Source organism: Streptomyces odonnellii (assembly GCF_000981895.1).
Lineage (GTDB): Bacteria > Actinomycetota > Actinomycetes > Streptomycetales > Streptomycetaceae > Streptomyces > Streptomyces odonnellii.
Genome location: NZ_LATD01000268.1, coordinates 1 through 20,361, shown reverse-complemented (window position 1 = coordinate 20,361; position 20,361 = coordinate 1). Strand labels below are relative to the sequence as shown.

The 20,361-nt window shown below is 70.1% G+C and carries 16 protein-coding genes; 11 read left to right on the top strand and 5 right to left on the bottom strand.

The window, feature by feature from the left end; translation table 11 throughout:
- Positions 1 to 73 precede the first annotated feature (73 nt).
- From WH07_RS23675 to WH07_RS23640, 8 genes are read left to right on the top strand one after another with little or no spacing between them, the layout of a single operon-like run.
- The gene (locus WH07_RS23675; protein WP_046503609.1) at positions 74 to 1,225 is read left to right on the top strand and encodes an inositol-3-phosphate synthase; all 1,152 of its coding nucleotides are present in this window, start codon (positions 74 to 76) and stop codon (positions 1,223 to 1,225) included.
- Positions 1,222 to 2,124 (top strand): SCO3242 family prenyltransferase, encoded by a 903-nt coding sequence (locus WH07_RS23670; RefSeq protein ID WP_232789032.1) that lies wholly within the window; start codon positions 1,222 to 1,224, stop codon positions 2,122 to 2,124. Before WH07_RS23675 ends, WH07_RS23670 begins: the two co-directional genes overlap by 4 nt.
- Entirely contained in the window at positions 2,121 to 2,966 is an 846-nt protein-coding gene (locus WH07_RS23665) for a sugar phosphate isomerase/epimerase family protein (RefSeq protein ID WP_046503607.1), read from the top strand. Before WH07_RS23670 ends, WH07_RS23665 begins: the two co-directional genes overlap by 4 nt.
- The gene (locus WH07_RS23660) at positions 2,963 to 3,586 is read left to right on the top strand and encodes an EboA domain-containing protein (protein ID WP_046503606.1); all 624 of its coding nucleotides are present in this window, start codon (positions 2,963 to 2,965) and stop codon (positions 3,584 to 3,586) included. The genes WH07_RS23665 and WH07_RS23660 overlap by 4 nt, the downstream gene beginning before the upstream one ends.
- On the top strand, positions 3,586 to 4,434 hold the full coding sequence (locus WH07_RS23655) for a TatD family hydrolase (protein ID WP_046503602.1): 849 nt from the start codon (positions 3,586 to 3,588) through the stop codon (positions 4,432 to 4,434). Before WH07_RS23660 ends, WH07_RS23655 begins: the two co-directional genes overlap by 1 nt.
- 4 nt (positions 4,435 to 4,438) lie before the next feature.
- On the top strand, positions 4,439 to 5,608 hold the full coding sequence (eboE, locus tag WH07_RS23650; RefSeq protein WP_046503600.1) for a metabolite traffic protein EboE: 1,170 nt from the start codon (positions 4,439 to 4,441) through the stop codon (positions 5,606 to 5,608).
- The gene (locus WH07_RS23645) at positions 5,605 to 7,008 is read left to right on the top strand and encodes an alkaline phosphatase family protein (protein ID WP_046503597.1); all 1,404 of its coding nucleotides are present in this window, start codon (positions 5,605 to 5,607) and stop codon (positions 7,006 to 7,008) included. Before eboE ends, WH07_RS23645 begins: the two co-directional genes overlap by 4 nt.
- Positions 7,009 to 7,034: 26 nt before the next feature.
- Positions 7,035 to 8,096 carry a sugar phosphate isomerase/epimerase family protein gene (locus tag WH07_RS23640; protein ID WP_046503594.1) on the top strand — a complete coding sequence of 354 codons (1,062 nt, stop codon included), beginning with the start codon at positions 7,035 to 7,037 and terminating at the stop codon, positions 8,094 to 8,096.
- Positions 8,097 to 8,218: 122 nt separating this feature from the next.
- Here WH07_RS23640 and WH07_RS23635 read toward each other — a convergent pair whose 3' ends face one another.
- The 5 genes from WH07_RS23635 to WH07_RS23615 form a co-directional block, all read right to left on the bottom strand.
- Positions 8,219 to 9,643 (bottom strand): OFA family MFS transporter, encoded by a 1,425-nt coding sequence (locus tag WH07_RS23635; protein WP_046503592.1) that lies wholly within the window; start codon positions 9,641 to 9,643, stop codon positions 8,219 to 8,221.
- Between the two features lies 1 nt (position 9,644).
- On the bottom strand, positions 9,645 to 11,027 hold the full coding sequence (locus WH07_RS23630) for an OFA family MFS transporter (protein WP_046503589.1): 1,383 nt from the start codon (positions 11,025 to 11,027) through the stop codon (positions 9,645 to 9,647).
- 243 nt (positions 11,028 to 11,270) lie between these two features.
- Positions 11,271 to 13,409, bottom strand: coding sequence for an acetate--CoA ligase family protein (locus tag WH07_RS23625; protein ID WP_046503586.1), 2,139 nt, complete (start codon positions 13,407 to 13,409; stop codon positions 11,271 to 11,273).
- 2 nt (positions 13,410 to 13,411) lie between these two features.
- Positions 13,412 to 14,668 (bottom strand): formyl-CoA transferase, encoded by a 1,257-nt coding sequence (gene frc, locus WH07_RS23620; RefSeq protein ID WP_046503583.1) that lies wholly within the window; start codon positions 14,666 to 14,668, stop codon positions 13,412 to 13,414.
- A 12-nt stretch (positions 14,669 to 14,680) separates the two neighbouring features.
- Positions 14,681 to 16,363, bottom strand: coding sequence for a thiamine pyrophosphate-binding protein (locus WH07_RS23615; RefSeq protein WP_046503580.1), 1,683 nt, complete (start codon positions 16,361 to 16,363; stop codon positions 14,681 to 14,683).
- A gap of 148 nt (positions 16,364 to 16,511) precedes the next feature.
- Between WH07_RS23615 and sucC the strand changes: the two genes are divergently transcribed.
- From sucC to WH07_RS23600, 3 genes are all read left to right on the top strand, one after another.
- Positions 16,512 to 17,645 (top strand): ADP-forming succinate--CoA ligase subunit beta, encoded by a 1,134-nt coding sequence (gene sucC, locus WH07_RS23610; protein WP_046503577.1) that lies wholly within the window; start codon positions 16,512 to 16,514, stop codon positions 17,643 to 17,645.
- A 36-nt stretch (positions 17,646 to 17,681) separates the two neighbouring features.
- Positions 17,682 to 18,584 carry a succinate--CoA ligase subunit alpha gene (gene sucD / locus WH07_RS23605; protein WP_046503574.1) on the top strand — a complete coding sequence of 301 codons (903 nt, stop codon included), beginning with the start codon at positions 17,682 to 17,684 and terminating at the stop codon, positions 18,582 to 18,584.
- Positions 18,585 to 18,743: 159 nt separating this feature from the next.
- Positions 18,744 to 20,303: an aldehyde dehydrogenase family protein gene (locus WH07_RS23600; protein WP_046503571.1), complete on the top strand. Its 1,560-nt coding sequence runs from the start codon at positions 18,744 to 18,746 to the stop codon at positions 20,301 to 20,303.
- Positions 20,304 to 20,361: the final 58 nt, after the last annotated feature.

Genomic DNA, 20,361 nt, shown 5'->3' with positions numbered 1-20,361 from the left:
CGGCGGGCGGGGAGGCGCCGTACCCCCGCCCGCCGCCACCAACCACACCACACCACCGGCAGGGAGGCAGCCCGTGACGACGAGCGGTACGGAATCGACTGCAGTACGCACCGGAGTCTGGTTCGTCGGAGCCCGCGGCTCCGTCGCCACGACGGCTGTCGCGGGATGCGCGGCGGTCACGGCGGGACTCCACCCCGCGACGGGCCTGGTCACCGAGACCCCGCCCTTCAGCGGGACGGGCCTGCCCGCCCTCTCCTCCCTCGTCTTCGGCGGACATGACACGGTGAGCTGTCCGCTGCCCAAGCGCGCCGAGGAACTGACCGCGGCGGGCGTGCTCCCGCATGGCCTGCCCGCCGCGATCCACGCCGAACTCACCGCCGCCGACCAGGAGATCAGGACCGGCGGCCCCCAGCCGGGGGACACCAGGAGCGACGAGGAACTCATCGCCGCCTTCGCCGCCGACCTGAGCGACTTCGCGCGGCGCACCGGAGTCGCGCGGACCGTCGTCGTCAATGTCTCCTCCACCGAGCCCACCCCCGCGCCCGACGACCCGCGGCTGCCCGCCAGCTCGCTGTACGCGGCGGCCGCGGTACGGGCCGGCTGCTCGTACGTCAACTTCACGCCCTCCACCGGGCTGCGCACCCCGGCCCTCACAGCGGCCGCCGAGGCCGGCGGACTTCCCCACGCCGGCCGCGACGGCAAGACAGGCCAGACGCTGCTCCGTTCCGTGCTCGCCCCGATGTTCGTGCAGCGTGCCCTGACCGTACGGGCCTGGTCGGGCACGAACCTGCTGGGCGGCGGGGACGGAGCGGCGCTGGCCGACCCGGGCGCGGCGGCGGCCAAGAACGCGGGCAAGGAGCGTGTCCTGGCGGACACCCTGGGCACGGCGCCGGAGGGCGAGGTCCATATCGACGACGTCCCGGCGCTGGGTGACTGGAAGACGGCCTGGGACCACATCGCCTTCGACGGCTTCCTCGGCTCGCGGATGATCCTCCAGACGATCTGGCAGGGCTGCGACTCGGCGCTGGCCGCGCCGCTGGTGCTCGACCTGGCACGGCTGGTGTCGCGCGCCCACGAGGCGGGGCTGAGCGGCCCGCTGCCCGAGCTGGGCTTCTACTTCAAGGACCCGGACGGCGGCTCCTCCGCGCTCGCGGAACAGTTCGAGGCGCTGCTCGGCTTCGCTGACCGGCTGCGCGGGGCGGACCGGCTGCGGGAGGCCCGGTGAGCCTGCGCTCCGGCCTGCGGGCCTGGGCCGAACTGCTGCGGGTGTCGGCGCTGTTCACGGTCCCGGGCGACGCCCTGGCCGGCGCGGCGGCGGCCGGCGTACGCGCCAACCGGGGCACGGCGTACGCGGTGGGCGCCTCGCTCTGCCTGTACGAGGCGGGCATGGCGCTCAACGACTGGGCGGACCGCGACGAGGACGCCGTGGACCGCCCGCACCGCCCGATCCCCTCGGGCCGTATCACCCCCGGGGCGGCGCTGACGGCCGCGGCCGGGCTGACCGCCGCGGGTCTGGCCCTGGCGTCCCGGGCGGGCCGGCCGTCCCTGGCGGTCGGTACGGCGCTGGCCGCCGCGGTCTGGTCGTACGACCTCCGCCTCAAGCACACCCCGGCGGGCCCCGTGGCGATGGGCGCGGCCCGCTCCCTGGACCTGCTCCTCGGCGCGACGGCCACCAGTTCCCGGGGCGCGCTCCCCGCGGCCGCCGGAGCGCGCAAGGCCCTGGGCGCAGCCGGAGTGCTCGGGGCGCATACGGTCGCCGTCACCGTGGTCTCGCGGCAGGAGGCACAGGGCGGTTCGACCGCAGCGCCGCTCGCCGCGCTCGGGGCGACCGCGGGCCTGGGCGTCCTCACCGGCCGGCGCATGCGCGCCGAGCGCTCCGCCGCCGCGCTGCTGTCCGGGGGCCTCGCCGCCGTATACGCGGGGACCGCCGGAAAGCCCCTGGCGCACGCCGCGCTCAACCCCTCCCCACCGCTCACCCAGCGCGCCGTGGGCGGCGGGATCCGGGCCATGATCCCGCTCCAGGCGGCGCTCGCCGCGCGGGGCGGAGCCGCCGGGACCGCGCTCGGCGTACTGGGACTCGTACCACTGGCACGGACCTTCGCACGGAAAGTGAGCCCCACATGAGTCTGCGCTTCGGATACGGCACCAACGGGCTCACCGATCTCCGGCTCGACGACGCGCTCGGGCTCCTGGCCGATCTCGGATACGACGGTGTCGGGCTCACCCTCGACCATATGCATCTCGACCCCATGGCCCCCGATCTGCCCGCCCGTGTCGACCGCGTCGCCCGGCGGCTGGGGGAGATGGGGCTCGGGGTCACCGTCGAGACCGGCGGCCGGTATGTGCTCGACCCGCGCCGCAAGCACGGCCCCACCCTGCTCGACCCCGACCCCGAGGACCGCGCCGCCCGTACCGGACTGCTGGTGACGGCCGTTCAGGTCGCCGCCGACCTCGGCGCGCACGCCGTGCACTGCTTCAGCGGGGTCACCCCGGCGGGCACCGACACCGACACCGCGTGGAAGCGGCTCGAAGAGGCGCTCACCCCGGTGATCGCCGCCGCCGAGAACGCCGACGTACCGCTCGCCGTCGAGCCGGAGCCCGGCCATCTCGTGTCGGACCTCGCCGGTTTCCACCAGCTCAGACACCGTCTCGGCGACCCCGAACCGCTCGGCCTGACCCTCGACATAGGCCACTGCCAGTGCCTGGAGCCCGCCCCGCCCGCAGACTGTGTCCGCGAGGCCGCGCCCTGGCTGCGGCACGTACAGATCGAGGACATGCGGCGCGGAGTGCACGAGCATCTCCCGTTCGGCGAGGGCGAGATCGACTTCCCGCCGGTGCTCGCCGCGCTGGCCGCCACCGGCTACGAGGGCCTCACCGTCGTCGAACTGCCCCGCCACTCCCACGCAGGCCCCGAACTCGCCCGTACCTCCCTGGACTTCCTCCTCCGTACGAAGGGAGCAGCATGATCTCGAACCCGCCCGCCCCGACCCGCGAGGACCTGGCTCCCCGGCTGGACGCCGCCGCCGGCGCGTGGCTCGACGCGGCCCTGGCCGAGGCCGCCGCGGCTCTGGACGAGAACGAGGGCGACAACGTTGCCGTCGCCCCCTGGGAGCTGCGCTTCGCCGCCGCCGGCCGCCACTGCGGCCAGGAGCACGCCGACCCCGTACGCACCCTGCTCCTCCAGGAGGCCCGCGCCGGGCTCACCACCCTGACCCGGCTCTACCACCAGGGCACCGCCGCCGAGCGCCGCGCCGTCCTGCTCGCCCTGCCCCTGCGCGTCACCGGACCCGGTGCGCTGCCGCTGGTCGAGGACGCCCTGCGGACCAATGACACCCGGCTGGTCGCCGCGGCCGTCGGTCCGTACGCCGCCGCCCATCTCGATCCCCACTCCTGGCGGCACGCCATCCTCAAGTGCCTCTTCACCGGTGTGCCGGTCGCCGCCGTCGACGGCCTGGACAGACGTGCCCACGGAGACGCCGAACTGGCCCGGATGCTCGCCGACTTCGCGGCTGAGCGCACCGCCGCCGGCCGTCCCGTACCCGCCGACCTGTACCACGCGCTCCACCTGACCGGCGAGGAGTCCTGATGCGCATCTTCGACCCCCACATCCATATGACCTCCCGCACCACGGACGACTACCAGGCGATGTACGCCTCCGGAGTCCGCGCCCTGGTCGAGCCGTCCTTCTGGCTCGGTCAGCCCCGTACCTCACCCGAGAGCTTCTTCGACTACTTCGACGCGCTCCTCGGCTGGGAACCGTTCCGCGCCGCGCAGTACGGCATCGCCCACCACTGCACCCTCGCGCTCAACCCCAAAGAGGCCAACGACCCGCGCTGCACGCCCGTCCTGGACGCGCTGCCGCGCTATCTCGTCAAGGACGGTGTCGTCGCCGTCGGCGAGATCGGCTACGACTCGATGACCCCGGCCGAGGACACCGCGCTCGCCGCGCAGCTCCAGCTCGCCGCCGACCACGGCCTGCCCGCGCTGGTCCACACCCCCCACCGCGACAAGCTCGCCGGTCTGCGCCGCACCATCGACGTCGTACGGGAGTCCGCGCTCGACCCGGAGCGGGTCCTGCTCGACCACCTCAACGAGACGACCGTCAAGGACGCGGCGGAGAGCGGCAGTTGGCTCGGCTTCTCCATCTACCCCGACACCAAGATGGACGAGGACCGCATGGTCGCCGTCCTCAAGGCCCACGGCACCGAGAAGGTGCTCGTCAACTCCGCGGCGGACTGGGGCAAGAGCGATCCGCTCAAGACCCGCAAGGTCGCGGACGCCATGCTCGCCGCCGGCTTCGGCGAGGACGACGTCGACCGGGTCCTGTGGCGCAACCCCGTCGCCTTCTACGGGCTCAGCGGACGGCTCCAGCTCGAAGTCGCCGCCCCGGAGGCCCTCCACGAGGGCAACTCCATCCTCCGCGGCGGGGAGTGAGCCCATGCGCTTCCGCCACCCCGACGGATCCACCGTCCACCTCTCGTACTGCACCAATGTGCACCCCGCCGAGAACCTCGAAGGCGTACTCGCCCAGCTCCGCGACCACTGCGAGCCGGTGCGCAGACGCCTCGGCCGCGACCGCCTCGGCATCGGGCTCTGGCTGGCCAGAGGTGCCGCGCAGGCCCTGATCAATGACCCGGCCGCGCTGCGCGGACTCCGCGCCGAACTGGACCGGCGCGGCCTCGAAGTCGTCACGCTGAACGGCTTCCCCTACGAGGGGTTCGGCGCCGAAGAGGTCAAGTACCACGTCTACAAACCGGACTGGGCCGACCCTGAGCGCCTCGCCCACACCAGCGACCTCGCCCGGCTGCTGGCCGCGCTGCTGCCCGACGATGTCACCGAGGGCTCCGTCTCCACCCTCCCGCTCGCCTGGCGCACCGAGTTCGACGCCACCGCGGCCCGCACCGCCCGTACGGCGCTGACCACGCTCGCCGGGCGGCTGGACGCGCTGGAGGAGCTGACCGGCAAGTCCATCAGGATCGCCCTGGAGCCCGAGCCCGGCTGCACCGTGGAGACCACCGCCGACGCGATCGGCCCGCTCACCGAGCTCGGCAGCGCCAGGATCGGGATCTGTATCGACACCTGCCATCTCGCCACCTCCTTCGAGGACCCGGCCACCGCGCTGGGCGCGCTGGCCGACGCCGGTATCGCCATCCCCAAGGCGCAGCTCTCGGCGGCCCTGCACGCCGAGGAACCGCATCTGCCCGAGGTACGGGAAGCCCTCGGCACGTTCGCCGAGCCCCGGTTCCTCCACCAGACCCGGACCCGTACCGCCGCCGGGCTGCGCGGCACCGACGATCTGGACGAGGCGCTCGGCGGCGAGGCGCTGCCCGACGGCGCGCCCTGGCGCGCGCACTTCCATGTGCCGCTGCACGCCCAGCCCGCCCCGCCGCTCGCCTCCACCCTTCCCGTACTCCAGGACACCCTCACCCGGCTGATCGGCGGCGCCGAGCCGCGGACCCGCCATCTGGAGGTCGAGACATACACCTGGCAGGCGCTGCCGGCGGAGCTGCGGCCCCGCTCGCGCGGCCAGCTCGCCGAGGGGATCGCCGCCGAACTCACCCTGGCCCGCGACCTGCTGGTCGACCTCGGCCTCAAGGAGCTGCCATGACAGAGAACCAGACGGAGACCTCCGCGAGCCCGACGCCCCTGCTGGTACTGGACGTCGTCGGACTCACGCCCCAACTGCTCCCGCACATGCCCCGGCTGAGCAAGCTGGCGAGCGCCGGATCGAAGGCTCCGCTGAGCACCGTACTGCCCGCCGTCACATGCAGCGCCCAGTCCACCTTCCTCACCGGGACGCTCCCCGCCGAGCACGGCATCGTCGGCAACGGCTGGTACTTCCGCGAGCTGGGCGATGTCCTGCTGTGGCGCCAGCACAACGGACTGGTCTCCGGCGACAAGCTCTGGGACGCCGCCCGCCGCGCCCACCCCGGCTATACGGTCGCCAATATCTGCTGGTGGTACGCGATGGGCGCGGACACCGACTACACCGTCACCCCGCGCCCGGTCTACTACGCCGACGGACGCAAAGAGCCCGACTGCTACACCCGCCCGCCGGCGCTGCACGACGAACTCACCGAGAAGTTCGGCACGTTCCCCCTCTTCCACTTCTGGGGCCCCGGCGCCGACATCGTCTCCTCGCAGTGGATCGTGGACGCCACCCGGCACATCATCCGCACCCGCCGCCCCGATCTGGCGCTCTGCTATCTGCCCCACCTCGACTACGACCTCCAGCGGTACGGTCCCGACGACCCCCGCTCCCACCGCGCCGCAGCCGAGCTGGACACCGCCCTGGCCCCGCTTCTCGACGAGGCCAGGGCGGAGGGCCGTACGGTCGTCGCACTCTCCGAGTACGGCATCACCCGGGTCTCCCGGGCCGTGGACATCAACCGGGCGCTGCGCAGGGCCGGGCTGCTGGAGGTGCACACCCAGGACGGCATGGAGTATCTGGACCCGATGGCCTCCCGCGCCTTCGCAGTCTCGGACCACCAGCTCGCCCATGTGTACGTACGGCGCTCCGAGGACCTGGACGCGACCCGGGAGGCACTCCAGGATCTGCCCGGCATCGAGCAGCTTCTGGACGACGAGGGCAAGAAGGCGCACGGTCTGGACCATCCGCGTGCGGGCGAGCTGGTGGCCATCGCCGAGCCCGACGCGTGGTTCACGTACTACTACTGGCTGGACGACGCACGGGCACCCGACTTCGCGCAGCTCGTCGAGATCCACCGCAAGCCGGGCTACGACCCGGTGGAGCTGTTCATGGATCCGCTCGATCCCTACGTACGGCTCAAGGCGGCCAAGGCGATCGCCCGCAAGAAGCTCGGGATGCGCTACCGGCTCGCCGTCGTACCCCTCGATCCCTCGCCGATCCGCGGGAGCCACGGGCGGCTTCCCGCGAACGACGACGAAGGGCCGCTCATCCTCTGCTCGGCCCCCGAAGCCGTCAGTGGCCGAGTCGCGGCCACCGATGTGAAGTCCCTGCTCCTCCAGCTTGCCGGACTGCACTGACACCCCACTGACAGAAGGAGTTCCGCATGAGCCGCAAGAAGTCAGCCGACCCCGAGCTCGCCCAGAAGCTCAGCAGACGGAGCATGCTCGGTGTCGCGGCCGGCGCCACCGCCGCCGCGGTCCTCGGCGCGGCGGCCACCCCCGCCGCCGCCCACGGCACGGGCCACGGCCATGAGCACGGTCACGGTCACGGGCACGGCAAGGGACAGCCGGTCCTGCCCCCCGGCCGCCTCGGTATCCAGCTCTACTCGCTGCGCGACAAGGTCTCCACACTCGGCTTCGCCAAGGTCTTCGACGAACTCGAACGCTTCGGGTACGACGAGATCGAGTTCGCCGGATACACCCAGGGCTCCGCGGGCGAGATCACCCTGCCCCAGCTCAAGCGGCTGGCCAGGGACCACGGCCTCAAGCCCATCGGCAGCCACGTCAACTACTACGACAACAACGACCCCAACGCCTACAGCTTCGCCCAGAACCTCGAACAGGTCCTGGACGACGCCGAGACCCTGGGCCTGGACCATGTGGGCACCGCCTCGGGACCGTTCCGCTACGGCTCCACCGTGGACGCCTGGAAGCGGGCCGCCGAGGACTTCAACACCTATGGCGCGGCGGCCAGGCGGCGCGGGCTGAAGTTCTACCAGCACAACCACGCCGAGGAGTTCTCCTTCGCCACGGACCAGCCGAACGTACGGCTCTACGACGTCCTGCTGGCCGAGACCGACCCCGACCTGGTCTATCTGGAGATGGACATCTACTGGGCGTACGCCGGCCAGTTCCGCTTCAGCAAGACGGTGGAGGGCAGGCCCGCGCCCTTCGACCCGCTGCGTTACGTCCTCAAGCAGCCGCACCGCTACCCGCTCTTCCATGTGAAGGACGGCATCGAGGACATCACCGCCCGCGACGGCTACCGGATGGTGGACGTCGGCGACGGCGACATCGACTACCAGCGCTTCATCTCCGCCGTGAACAAGACCCACGGCGGACGGCGCAACCACCACTGGCAGGCCGAGCACGACCAGCCGGTGGACTCTCTGGCCTTCGCCCGCAAGTCCTCCGCGCATCTGCACTCCCTGCGCGAGCGGCGGTAGTCCCCCGGTTTCCCCTGATCCCGCCCCGACTCGCCCGAGGGCAAAGGGAACGGCCCCCCGCGCGGCTTCGAAGGAAGCCGCGCGGGGGGCCGTCTGTGTGAAGACGCCCGCCCCCGCCGGGGTCAGGCGGGCGCCTCACCCGACGCGCGCGCACGGGCCCACGGCAGGACGACGGTCCTTCGCCCGCGGTCCGGACCGCCGGGCTGCCGCAGTACCAGTGAGAGTCCCGCGGCGATCAGCGAGACCACACCGGACGCCACATACGCGCCGACGAAGCCCCAGGAGGCCACCACGACGGCGCCGAGGCCACCGCCGAACAGGCCGCTGATCAGCTTGGCGCTGTAGACCATGCCGTAGTTCGAGGCGTTGTTGTTCTCCCCGAAGTAGTCGGGGACCAGCGCCGCGAACAGCGGAAAGAAAGCGCCGCCGCCGAAGCCGGAGAAGAAGGCGAAGACCAGGAACAGCGTCTGGTTCCTGATCTCGCCCGCCCACAGCACACCGAACTGTGCCACGGCCAGGGTCAGACAGACGTAGGTCAGCGTGGTCCGCCGCCCCAGCTTGTCCGACAGCCAGCCCACCACACCGCGTCCGGTTCCGTTGATCACCGACATCACGCCCATGGACGACGCCGCGATGAGCGGGCCGAAGCCCATCTCCTTCGCGAACGGCACCTGGAACGAGATCCCGAAGATCGACACTCCGGCACAGCACAGCATGCAGAGCCACATCAGTGGCACCACACCTGTCCTCAGCGCCTCCTGCGGAGTGAACTGCCGTACGGCGGGAGGGTTCTTGGCCAGAGCCCTCCCGGACTTCGAATCCCCGGCGATGTTGAGCGGATCTACCTCCTCCGGCCACCAGTTCTTCGGCGGATCCTTGAAGAACAGGCCCGAGACCAGCGTCAGCACCAGGACATAAACCCCCACCAGGTCAAGCACCGTGTGGTAGTTCGAGGTGTCGAAACCGTAGGTGAAGAGGAAGATGAACGGCACGGCGCCATAGGCGAATGCCCCGTTCACCAGCCCGGTTTTGCCGCCCCTGCGCTCCGGATACCACTTGCCGACCATGTTGACGCAGGTCGAGTAGATGAGTCCGGAACCCAGCCCGCCCAGCAGGCCGAAGCCCACCAGTGCGAGCCAGATGTTCGGCGCGTGACTGAGGCTGACGAACCCCACCAGCGAGAAGAACGAGCCGATGAGCATGGCGGCCCTGCTGGTCAGGATGCCCTTCTCCCGCAGCCTTCCGGCCGGGAAGGAGACAGCGGCCTGGAAGAAGATCCAGACGCTGAGCACCCAGAAGGTGTTCGTCGAGCTCCAGTGATGCGCCTTGGACAGGGTCTCCTCCGCAGCCCCGAAGGCGTACTCGAAGACGCTGATGGCGAGCATGGCGAGCCAGGGCAGCGCCACCATCGTCCAGCGGGGGAGGCCGAGGATCTGCCGGTCGGATTCACCGATCCGGTAGATACGGCCGCGTGCGTCGGTGATTTCACGGTAGTCCGCGCCGGCCGTGGTCGGCGCGGACGTACCGGAGAGAGGTTCCGCTGTCATGTCAGGCTATCTCCCGGCCTATCGGGTTCGGGTTTGGTTCGATCTTGCTGCCCCTGCCTGGCGCCTTGAGGAACAAGGCCAGTACGGCTGAGGCGAGTCCGATGCTTCCGGCGATGATGAACGCGCCCTCGTAGTCCCAGGCGGCCACCACCACGGCTCCCATACCGGAGCCGACCAGGCCGGATATCAGCTTGGAGCTGTAGACCATGCCGTAGTTGGAAGCGTTGTTGTTCTCACCGAAGTAGTCCGCCGTCATCGCCGCGAACAGCGGGAAGATCGCGCCGCCGCCGAAGCCGGAGACCATCGAGCAGAACAGGAAGAACGGCATGCTTCCCATGGAGCCGGAGACCAGCACACCGAACTGCGCGCTGCCCAGGACCAGGCAGACGATGATCAGTGTGTTGCGGCGTCCGTACCGGTCGGAGATCCAGCCGATGACGCCACGCCCCGTGCCGTTCACGATCGCCTTCAGCGACATCGCGGTGGCCACGATCCCACCGGCGAAGCCCATGTCCTTGCCGAAGGGCACCTGGAAGGCGATACCGAAGATGTTGATGCCGGCCGTGCACAGCAGGCAGAACCACATCATCCACAGCACGGGCGTCCGTGCCGCTTCCTTCGGTGTGTACTGCTTCAGCGCCGGCGGGTTCTTCTCCAGCGCACGCCGGATCCGCGGGTCCTCCGACGTCTTCAGCGGGTCCGCGCCCGTCGGCCACCAGTACTTCGGCGGGTCCTTGAAGAACCAGCCGGCGACCGCGACCACGAGACAGCAGATGACACCGACAGCCACCAGAACGGTCTGGTAGTTGCTCAGGTCCATGTACGAGGTGAAGAGGAAGACGAAGGGCACGGAGCCGTAGGCGAAACCGCCGTTGACGAGGCCGGTCTTGCCTCCCTTGCGCTCCGGATACCACTTGCCGACCATGTTCACACAGGTGGCATAGACGAGACCGGCGCCGATACCGCTGAACATTCCGAAGCCTATGTACGCCACGATCACGTGCGGCGCGTAGGCCAGGGAAAGGTAGCCCAGGAACGTACCCAGTGCGCCGAGCATCATGGCGTACCGGGCGGGCAGCTTGCCGCTCTCACGGAGCTGCCCGGCGGGGAAGGCCACGGCCGCCTGGAAGAAGATCCAGACACCCATCAGCCAGAAGATGTGCCCGCTGCTCCAGAGATGGGCCTCGTGCAGAGTGTCCTCCGCCGAGGTGAACGCGTACTCGGACGAGCTGATGCCCATCATTCCCATCCACGGGAAGAGCACCATCGTCCAACGCGGGCGGCCCATGATGTGCCGGTCGGTCTCACCGATCCGGTACACACGGCCGTTTGCGTCCGTCACCTCCTTGTAAGGGACGGAACTGGAGATCTCGGTAGTTGTCATGTGGTGTAGCACCCCTTGCATCGAAAGAGCTGGCCAGCGCCCCCTGTCCAAAACCTTTCGTGCTCGCCCGGGCGGGCTAGGTCATGGGTAACCTCCAAACCACCTGACCGGTGCGACGTTCTGACGATGCATCAGGGCAGCGTAGCTGACGGTGCGTCATACACACTCCGCAGCCCTGTCTCACCGGCCGCACCCGGGGCACGGGCCCCGGACCGCCGGCAGTCTGTGTGTGCCGGGGGCGCTTCACAGCAGCCCCGCAGCCTTGGCCCACCGGTACTTGGCTCCAAGTACGGCGACCGGTTTCTCGGTGGTGTACGGGTAGGCCACCACGCCGCGTTCGAAGAGGTACTGGCACGCTTCCTCGACCTCCACATCGCCCGCGAGCGACGCCACCACCGGCTTTCTGATGCCCCGGTCCGCGAACTCCGCGACCACACGCGCGGTCAGTTCGGCGAAGGCCATCGGCGGTGTGACGATCGTGTGCCAGTAGCCCAGCACCAGCGCGTCGATCCGGGGATCCTCCAGACCGAGCCGGATCGTCGCCTCGTAGGTGGCCGGAGGCTCGCCGCCGGTGATGTCCACCGGGTTGCCCGCCGCCCCGAAGGGCGGGATGAAGGCGCGGAACGCCTTGTCCAGGTCCGGCGGGATCTCCATCAGCGACAGACCGTTGTCCACGATGGCGTCCGAGAGCAGCACACCCGAGCCCCCCGCCCCCGTGATGATCACCACGTTCTCGCCCCGGGGTGTGGGCAGCACGGGCAGCGCCCGCGCGTACTCCAGCATCTCGTTGAGCCCCGGCGCCCGGATGACCCCGGCCTGCCGCAGGATGTCGTCGTACACCGCGTCGTCCCCGGCGAGCGCGCCCGTGTGCGAGCCCGCCGCCTTCGCCCCGGCCGCCGTACGCCCGGCCTTCAGGACCACCACCGGCTTCTTCGGTACGGTCGCCCGCGCCGCCTCGACGAAGGCGCGGCCGTCCTTGAGGTCCTCCAGGTGCATCGCGATGCACTCGGTACGGGGATCCGCGCCGAACCAGGTCAGCAGATCGTCCTCGTCCAGATCCGACTTGTTGCCGAGGCCGACGATCGCCGAGACACCCGTCCTGGTGCTTCTCGCGAAACCCAGGATCGCCATCCCGATGCCGCCGGACTGCGAGGTCAGCGCCACCCCGCCCTTGACGTCGTACGGGGTGCAGAAGGTGGCGCAGAGGTCCTGCCAGGTCGAGTAGTAGCCGTAGATGTTCGGACCCAGCAGCCGTACGCCGTACTCCTCGCCGATCGCGACGATCCGGTCCTGGAGCTCGTGCTCGCCGGTCTCGGCGAAGCCGGACGGGATCAGCACGGCGTTCGGTATGCCCTTGCGGCCCACTTCCTCCAGCGCCGCGGGGACGAACTCCGCGGGTATCGCGAAGATCGCCACATCAGGCTCACCAGGCACGTCCATCACGCTCTTGTACGCCTTACGGCCGAGAATGTCATCGGCTTTGGTGTTAACCAGATGTATTTCGCCCGGAAAACCTCCATCGACCAGGTTGCGCATGACCGAGTTGCCGATCTTGCCCTCTTCGGCCGAGGCGCCGATCACCGCCACCGAACGGGGCTGCATCAGCCGCCGCATCGAGACGAGGATCTCCTCGCGGGTGTACGTCCGCCGCGGTGCCGGAGCCTCGGAGCTCAGCAGGATCCGTACATCGGCGGCCATCACCCCATTCGCGGACGCGAACACCGGATTGAGGTCGACCTCGGCGATCTCCGGGAAGTCGGCGGCGAGCCGGGACGCCTTGACCACCAGCCCGGCCAGCGCCTCCCGGTCCACCGCCGCGCCGCCGCGGACCCCGCGCAGGACCTCGGCGGCACGGATACCGTCCAGCATCGACAGCGCGTCGTCCCTGGTCGCCGGGGCGAGCCGGAAGGTGACGTCCTGGAGGACCTCCACCAGGACCCCGCCGAGGCCAAAGGCCACGATCTTGCCGAAGGTCGGGTCGGTGACCGTACCGATCAGCACTTCCGTACCGGCCGGCACCATCTGCTGCACCTGGACACCAAGGATCCGCGCCGCGGGGGCATATGCCTTCACATTGGTGATGATCGCGGTGAACGCACCGCGCACCTCGGCCGCCGACGCCAGCCCGATCCGCACCCCGCCCGCGTCCGTCTTGTGCAGGACATCGGGCGAGACGATCTTGAGCGCGACCGGGAAACCGATCCGGTCGGCGAGCGCCACCGCCTCCTCGACATCCTCGGCGAGTCCCTCCGCCGGGGTGGGAATGCCGTAGGCGTCCGTGACGGCCTTGCCCTCCGGAGCGGTCAGAGCCCTACGTCCGTCGGCGAGCGCGGCGTCCAGGACGGCGCGTACGGCCCTCTGACGCGGTTCCGTGGTGTCCACTGCTAGATGACTCCGTTCGCCTTGAGCACGCGCAATTCCTCGTCGTCCAGACCGAGTTCGCCGGCGTAGATCTCCTCGTTGTGCTCGCCCAGGAGAGGCGAGGTGACCACGTCCACGGGGGAGTCGGACAGCTTCAGCGGGCTGCCGACGGTGGTGAACGAACCGCGCTCGGGGTGCGGGACCTCGATGACCATCTCGTTGTCCGCCAGCGAGGCGTCCTCGATGATCTCCTTGGTGGAGAGGATCGGGCCGCACGGGATGTTGTGGGCGTTGAGCTTCTCCAGCACCTCCCACTTGGGCAGTGTGCTGGTCCACTCCTCGATGAGCTGGAACATCTTGCCCAGCTTGGGCAGCCGGGCCTCCGGGGTCGCCCACTCGGGGTCGTCCGCCAGCTCAGGCCGGCCCATCAGCTCGGTGACGGGCCGCCAGCCGACCGGCTGGATGATGACGTACACGTAGTCGTTGGGGCCACCCGGCGCGCATCTGACGGCCCAGCCGGGCTGTCCGCCGCCGCTGGCGTTGCCGCTGCGCGGCACCTGGTCGCCGAAGTCCTCGTTCGGGTACTCGGCGAGCGGGCCGCTGGCGAGCCGCTGCTGGTCGCGCAGCTTCACCCGGCAGAGGTTGAGCACGGCGTGCTGCATCGCCACATTGACCCGCTGGCCGCGGCCGGTGTGCTCACGCTGGAAGAGCGCGGCGAGAATGGCGGCGACGGCGTGGATGCCGGTGCCGGAGTCGCCGATCTGCGCGCCGGTCGCGAGCGGGGGACCGTCCTCGAAGCCGGTGGTGGCCATCGAACCGCCCATGGCCTGCGCGACGACCTCGTACGCCTTGAAATTGGTGTACGGACCCTCGCCGAAGCCCTTGATGGAGGCGTAGATGATCCGCGGGTTGATCTCCCGGATGCGCTCCCAGGTGAAACCCATGCGGTCGACGGCCCCCGGGCCGAAGTTCTCGACCATGATGTCCGAGCGGCCGATGAGTTCCGTGAGGATCTCCTTGCCGCGCTCGGTCTTGGTGTTGAGGGTGATGGACCGCTTGTTGCAGTTGAGCATCGTGAAGTACAGCGAGTCGACATCGGGGATGTCGCGGAGCTGCTTACGGGTGATGTCGCCGGTCGGAGCCTCCAGCTTCACCACATCCGCGCCGAGCCAGCCGAGCAACTGCGTCGCCGAGGGGCCGGACTGGACGTGCGTCATGTCCAGTACACGTATACCGGCGAGCGCCTTCGTTCCCGAAGGGGTCTCAAGAGCCTGCGTCATCAGGGGGCTCCTCTACTTGTACAGGGTCTGGTTCATGGTTCCGGGGGCGTACGCGTCCGGGTCGACCCAGACGTTGATCAGCGAGGGCCGCCCGGACTCCCGCGCCCTGCGGAGCGCGGGCGCGATATCTGCCGGTTCACGGACCTCCTCGCCGTAACCGCCCAGCAACTGGGCGAACTTGTCATAGGGGACATCGCCGAGGGTGTCGGCGGTCCGCTCCCGCTCCCGGCCGTAGGTGGCGGCCCGGCCGTAACGGATCGGATGCGCCGGCGAGTTGTTGCCGACGACCCCGATGAACGGGAGGTTGTTGCGGACGAGCGTCTCGAAGTCCCAGCCGGTCGGCGCGAAGGCGCCTTCTCCGAAGAGCGCCACGATCTCCGCGCCCGGCCGCGCCCGCTTGGCGGCGAGGGCGAACGGGACACCGGTACCGGGGGTGCCGAGGGGGCCCGCGTCCAGCCAGTGGCCGCGGGACTTGGGCCGTACGGTCTGGCCGGCGAGGGTGACGATGTCGCCGCCGTCGCCGATGAAGAGGGAGTCCTCGGTGAGGAACTCGTCGATCTCGCTCACCAGCCGGTACGGGTGGACCGGCGCGGTGTCCGAGGTGAGCTGCGGCAGCCGCATGTCCAGCGCCGTACGCTCCGCGGCGCGCAGCTCGTCCAGCCACGCCCTACGCCGTACGGAGCCGTTGTCGAGGCGTCCGCAGGCGGCCTGGGTGACCGAGGAGAGTACGAGCCCCGCGTCGCCCACGATGCCGAGGGCGATACCGGGGTCCCCGTCCACCGCGCGGTGGTCGAGGTCGATCCGGGCGACGGTCGCCGCCGGAGAGATCCGCTTCCCGTACCCCACGCGGAAGTCGAAGGGGGTGCCGACCACGATGACGAGGTCGGCGTTGGAGAAGGCGTAGCGCCGGGAGAGCTGGAAGTGGTGCGGGTCGTCGGGTGCCAGGGTGCCGCGCGCCGTCCCGTTCATGAAGGCGGGTACGTTCAGCGCCCGTACGAGCTCCACGGCCGCGTCGGCCCCGCCGGCCGTCCCCACCTGGCTGCCGAGCAGGACCGCCGGACGGTCGGCCCGTACGAGCAGATCGGCGAGCTTCTCGACGGCCTCGGGGTCACCGGCCGGGCAGGCCTCGGTCCTGTGGTGACCGGCCTCGGCGATCCGGGCCTCCTCCATCGGCACCTTGGCGTCCAGTACGTCACGGGGGATCTCCAGGAAGGACGGACCGGGAGCGCCCTGCCGGCACGCGCGGAACGCCGTCGACACCATGCGGGCCGCTCCCGCCGGACCGGGCACGGCGGCGGCGTACTTGGTGACCGGGGTCATCATGTCGAGCTGCGGCAGGTCGCGGAACGAGGCCGTACCGTACGGGCCTTGCTCCCCCTGGCCGCCGATCAGCAGCATGGGGGACTCGGCGCGCAGCGCGGTGGCCACGCCCGTGATGGCGTCGGTGGTACCGGGTCCGGCGGTCACGACCGCGCAGCCGGGCTTCCCGGTGACCCTGGCATGACCGTCCGCCGCGTGAACGGCGACCCGCTCGTGCCGTACCTCGACGATGTCGATGCCCGCCTCGGCGCAGCTCTCGTACATGCCCGTGACATGGGCGCCACGGACCGCGTAGACGACGTCCACGCCTTCCGCTTTGAGCGCTCCGGCGACCTGCTGACCACCGGAAACGACTCCCTGGCTGTCATCGGGCATGAGGACGGTCCTGTCCCTTCGTAGGGGAGGGCTGTCGCCCTCTCAGTACATTGCATACAGTCGACGAATACTGTATGAAGCTTGTTATCCCGCATCCAGTGGATGGTGTCCAGGGGGCGTGCGGCACTTTCGTCAAAAGGGAGCCGGCATGGATCTGTATGAGCACCAGGCAAGAGAACTCTTCGCGGACTACGGCATACCGGTACCCGAGGCCGAGGTGGTGGAGCTCGCCAGGGAGGCACGGTTCGCCGCCGAGCGGCTCGGCGGCCGAGTGGTCGTCAAGGCACAGGTGAAGACAGGGGGCCGGGGCAAGGCGGGCGGGGTGAAGCTCGCGAGCGACCCGGCGGCCGCCGAACTGACCGCCCGTCAGATCCTCGGCATGGACATCAAGGGCCACACCGTCAGCAAGGTGATGCTGGCCCAACCAGTCGATATAGAGGCCGAGTACTACGTCTCGTACGTGCTCGACCGGGCCGCCGGGGTCTTCCTCGCGATCGCCTCCGCCGAGGGCGGAATGGAGATCGAGGAGGTCGCGGCGACCCGTCCCGAGGCCGTCGCCAGGATCCCCGTCGACCCCGCCGAAGGGGTCACCGAGACCAAGGCGGCGGAGATCGCGGCGGCCGCGAAACTGCCCGCGGAGACCGTTCCGGTACTCCAGGCGCTGTGGCAGGTACTGGTCCGCGAGGACGCTCTGCTGGTCGAAGTGAACCCTTTGGTGCGCACTTCGAATGGGCCGATAATCGCCCTCGACGGCAAAGTGACCCTTGACGACAACGCTCGCTTCAGGCAAGAGCGTTGGGGCGAGACATCGGAGGACCCGGGCGCCGATCCGCTCGAAGCCGCCGCCACGGCAAAGGGCCTCAACTACGTCAAACTCGACGGCGAGGTCGGCATCATCGGCAACGGCGCGGGCCTGGTGATGTCCACCCTGGACGTGGTCGCCGGCTGCGGCGTCCGCCCCGCCAACTTCCTCGACATCGGGGGAGGGGCGTCCGCTCAGGTCATGGCGGACGGACTGTCCGTGATCCTCTCCGACCCCGACGTCAAATCCGTGTTCGTCAATGTCTTCGGCGGCATCACGGCCTGCGACGCCGTCGCCGAGGGAATCGTCCAGGCGCTGGAGACCGTACGGCTCACCAAGCCGCTCGTCGTACGCCTCGACGGCAACAGCGCTGCCCGCGGCCGGGCGATCCTCGCGGATCGCGCGCACCCGCTCGTGGACCAGGTCAGCACGATGGACGGCGCGGCCCGCCAGGCCGCCGTACTCGCGTCCGCCGGATAAGACGCCTGCCAACCCGGATTAAGGAGAGCGGACACCATGGCGATCTTCCTGACCAAGGAGAGCAAGGTCCTCGTCCAGGGCATGACCGGCGCCGAGGGCATGAAGCACACCCGGCGGATGCTCGCCGGCGGCACCGATGTCGTCGGCGGTGTGAACCCGCGCAAGGCGGGCCGTACCGTCGACTTCGACGACCGTGCCGTACCCGTCTTCGGCTCGGTGCGCGAGGGCATGGAGGCGACGGGCGCGGATGTCACCGTCGTCTTCGTACCGCCGCCCTTCGCCAAGGCCGCCGTCATCGAGGCGGCGGACGCGGGGATCGGGCTCGCGGTCGTGATCACCGAGGGCATCCCTGTTCATGACGCCGTCGTCTTCCAGGCGTACGCCAAGCAGCGCGGCACCCGTATCGTCGGCCCCAACTGCCCCGGACTGATCAGCCCGGGACAGTCCAACGCCGGCATCATCCCGGCGGACATCGCCGCCAAGCCCGGCCGGATCGGCCTGGTCTCCAAGTCGGGCACGCTCACCTACCAGCTCATGTACGAGCTGCGGGAGACCGGCTTCTCCTCGGCGGTCGGCATCGGCGGCGACCCCGTCGTGGGCACCACCCACATCGACTGCCTCGCCGCCTTCGAGGACGACCCGGACACCGAGCTGATCGTCCTCATCGGCGAGATCGGCGGCGACGCGGAGGAGCGTGCCGCCGCCTATATCGCCGGCCATGTCACCAAACCCGTGATCGGCTACATCGCCGGATTCACCGCACCCGAGGGCAAGACCATGGGTCACGCGGGCGCGATCGTCTCCGGCTCGTCCGGCACCGCCGAGGCGAAGAAACGCGCTCTCGAAGCGGTCGGCGTACGAGTCGGCTCCACCCCCTCCGAGACCGCCCGGCTGGTCCTCGACCGCCTCGCGGTGACGCGTGAGGTCACTCATAATTGAAAGGAGTGCGTGTCACACGCCCGAACCGACTCACTGCCGTCGCGCCCGAGACGCCGGGCACCGCAGGTTACGGCACAGAGGCTGTGACCTCCTGTTTTTCTATCGACGGCAGACAAGCCGAGCTATGTCATCTACCGCGCCTGAGAGCGGAGACCCTCAATGGCACCCACCCTCGTTCCTCAATTGACATTGACACTCAAGCCCGGCACGGCCTGGTCCGACGCCTGGGAGCGCTGCCTCGCGGTGGCTCCCGAGGCGTTCTACGACGACCGGGTCCGTAACCTCTGGGCAGGGACATGGCAGTCCGAAGGCCGCGCCCTGCCCGCCACCAGCCCGGTCGACGGCAGCCCCATAGCGGGGCCGCCCCGGCTGGACGCCGCCACCGCTCAGCAGGCCGTGCGGGCCTGTCTGGACGAGCACAGGGCATGGCGGCACACCCCGCTGTCCGAGCGCAAGGCACGGGTCAGTGCCACACTCGACGCGCTCACCGAGCACCGCGAACTGCTCGCCCTTCTCCTCGTCTGGGAGATCGGCAAGCCGTGGCGGCTCGCCCAGGCCGACGTCGACCGTGCGATCGACGGCGTGCGCTGGTACGTCGACAACGTGGACCGGATGCTGGAGGGCCGGACCCCGCTGGCGGGCCCGGTCTCGAACATCGCGAGCTGGAACTACCCGATGTCGGTCCTGGTCCACGCGATGCTGGTGCAGGCCCTGGCCGGCAACGCGGTGATCGCCAAGGCACCGACCGACGGGGGAGTGGCCTGTCTGACGCTGGCCTGCGCGCTCGCCGTACGGGAGGGCATCCCCGCCACCCTGGTCAGCGGCAGCGGCGGCGAACTCTCCGGGGCGCTCGTGCGCTCGCCGGAGATCGGATGTGTCTCCTTCGTCGGCGGCCGGGACACCGGCGCCAGGATCGCCACCGCGGTCGCCGATCTCGGCAAGCGCCATGTGCTCGAACAGGAGGGCCTCAACACCTGGGGCATCTGGAACTACAGCGACTGGACCGCGCTGACCGGTGTGATCCCCAAGCTGTTCGACTACGGCAAGCAGCGCTGCACGGCGTATCCGCGCTTCGTCGTCCAGCGCTCGCTGTTCGCGGACTTCCTCGCGGCGTACCTCCCCGCCGTACGCTCCATCCGTCTGGGCCACCCCCTGGCGGTCGAGCAGCCCGGCGACCCGCTGCCCGAACTGGACTTCGGACCGCTGATCAACGCGGCCAAGGCCAAGGAACTGGCGGACCATGTCGCCGAGGCGATCAACCGCGGAGCGGTCCCGCTGCACGAGGGATCGCTGGACGACGGGCTGTTCCTGCCCGGCCAGGACACCAGCGCCTACCTCCCGCCGGTGACCCTGCTCAACCCGCCCCCGTCCTCCCCGCTCCACCACGCGGAACCCTTCGGCCCGGTCGACACCATCGTCCTGGTCGACACGGAGGCGGAACTGCTGGCCGCGATGAACGCCTCGAACGGCGCCCTCGTCGCGACCCTCGCCACCGACGACCCGGAGACCTTCGCCCGGCTCTCCCCGCAGATCCGCGCCTTCAAGGTGGGCCACAGCAAGCCCCGCTCCCGCGGCGACCGCGAGGAACTCTTCGGCGGCTTCGGCCACTCGTGGCGAGGCGCCTTCGTCGGCGGCGAGCTCCTCGTACGAGCGGTCACGGACGGCCCCACCGGCGAACGCCCCCCGGGGAACTTCCCTGACTACCACCTGATGCCCTAGCCCCCAGGACCCCGAGACCCCAGGGCGCTCCTCCCCACCCCGGAGGAGCGCCCTGGGG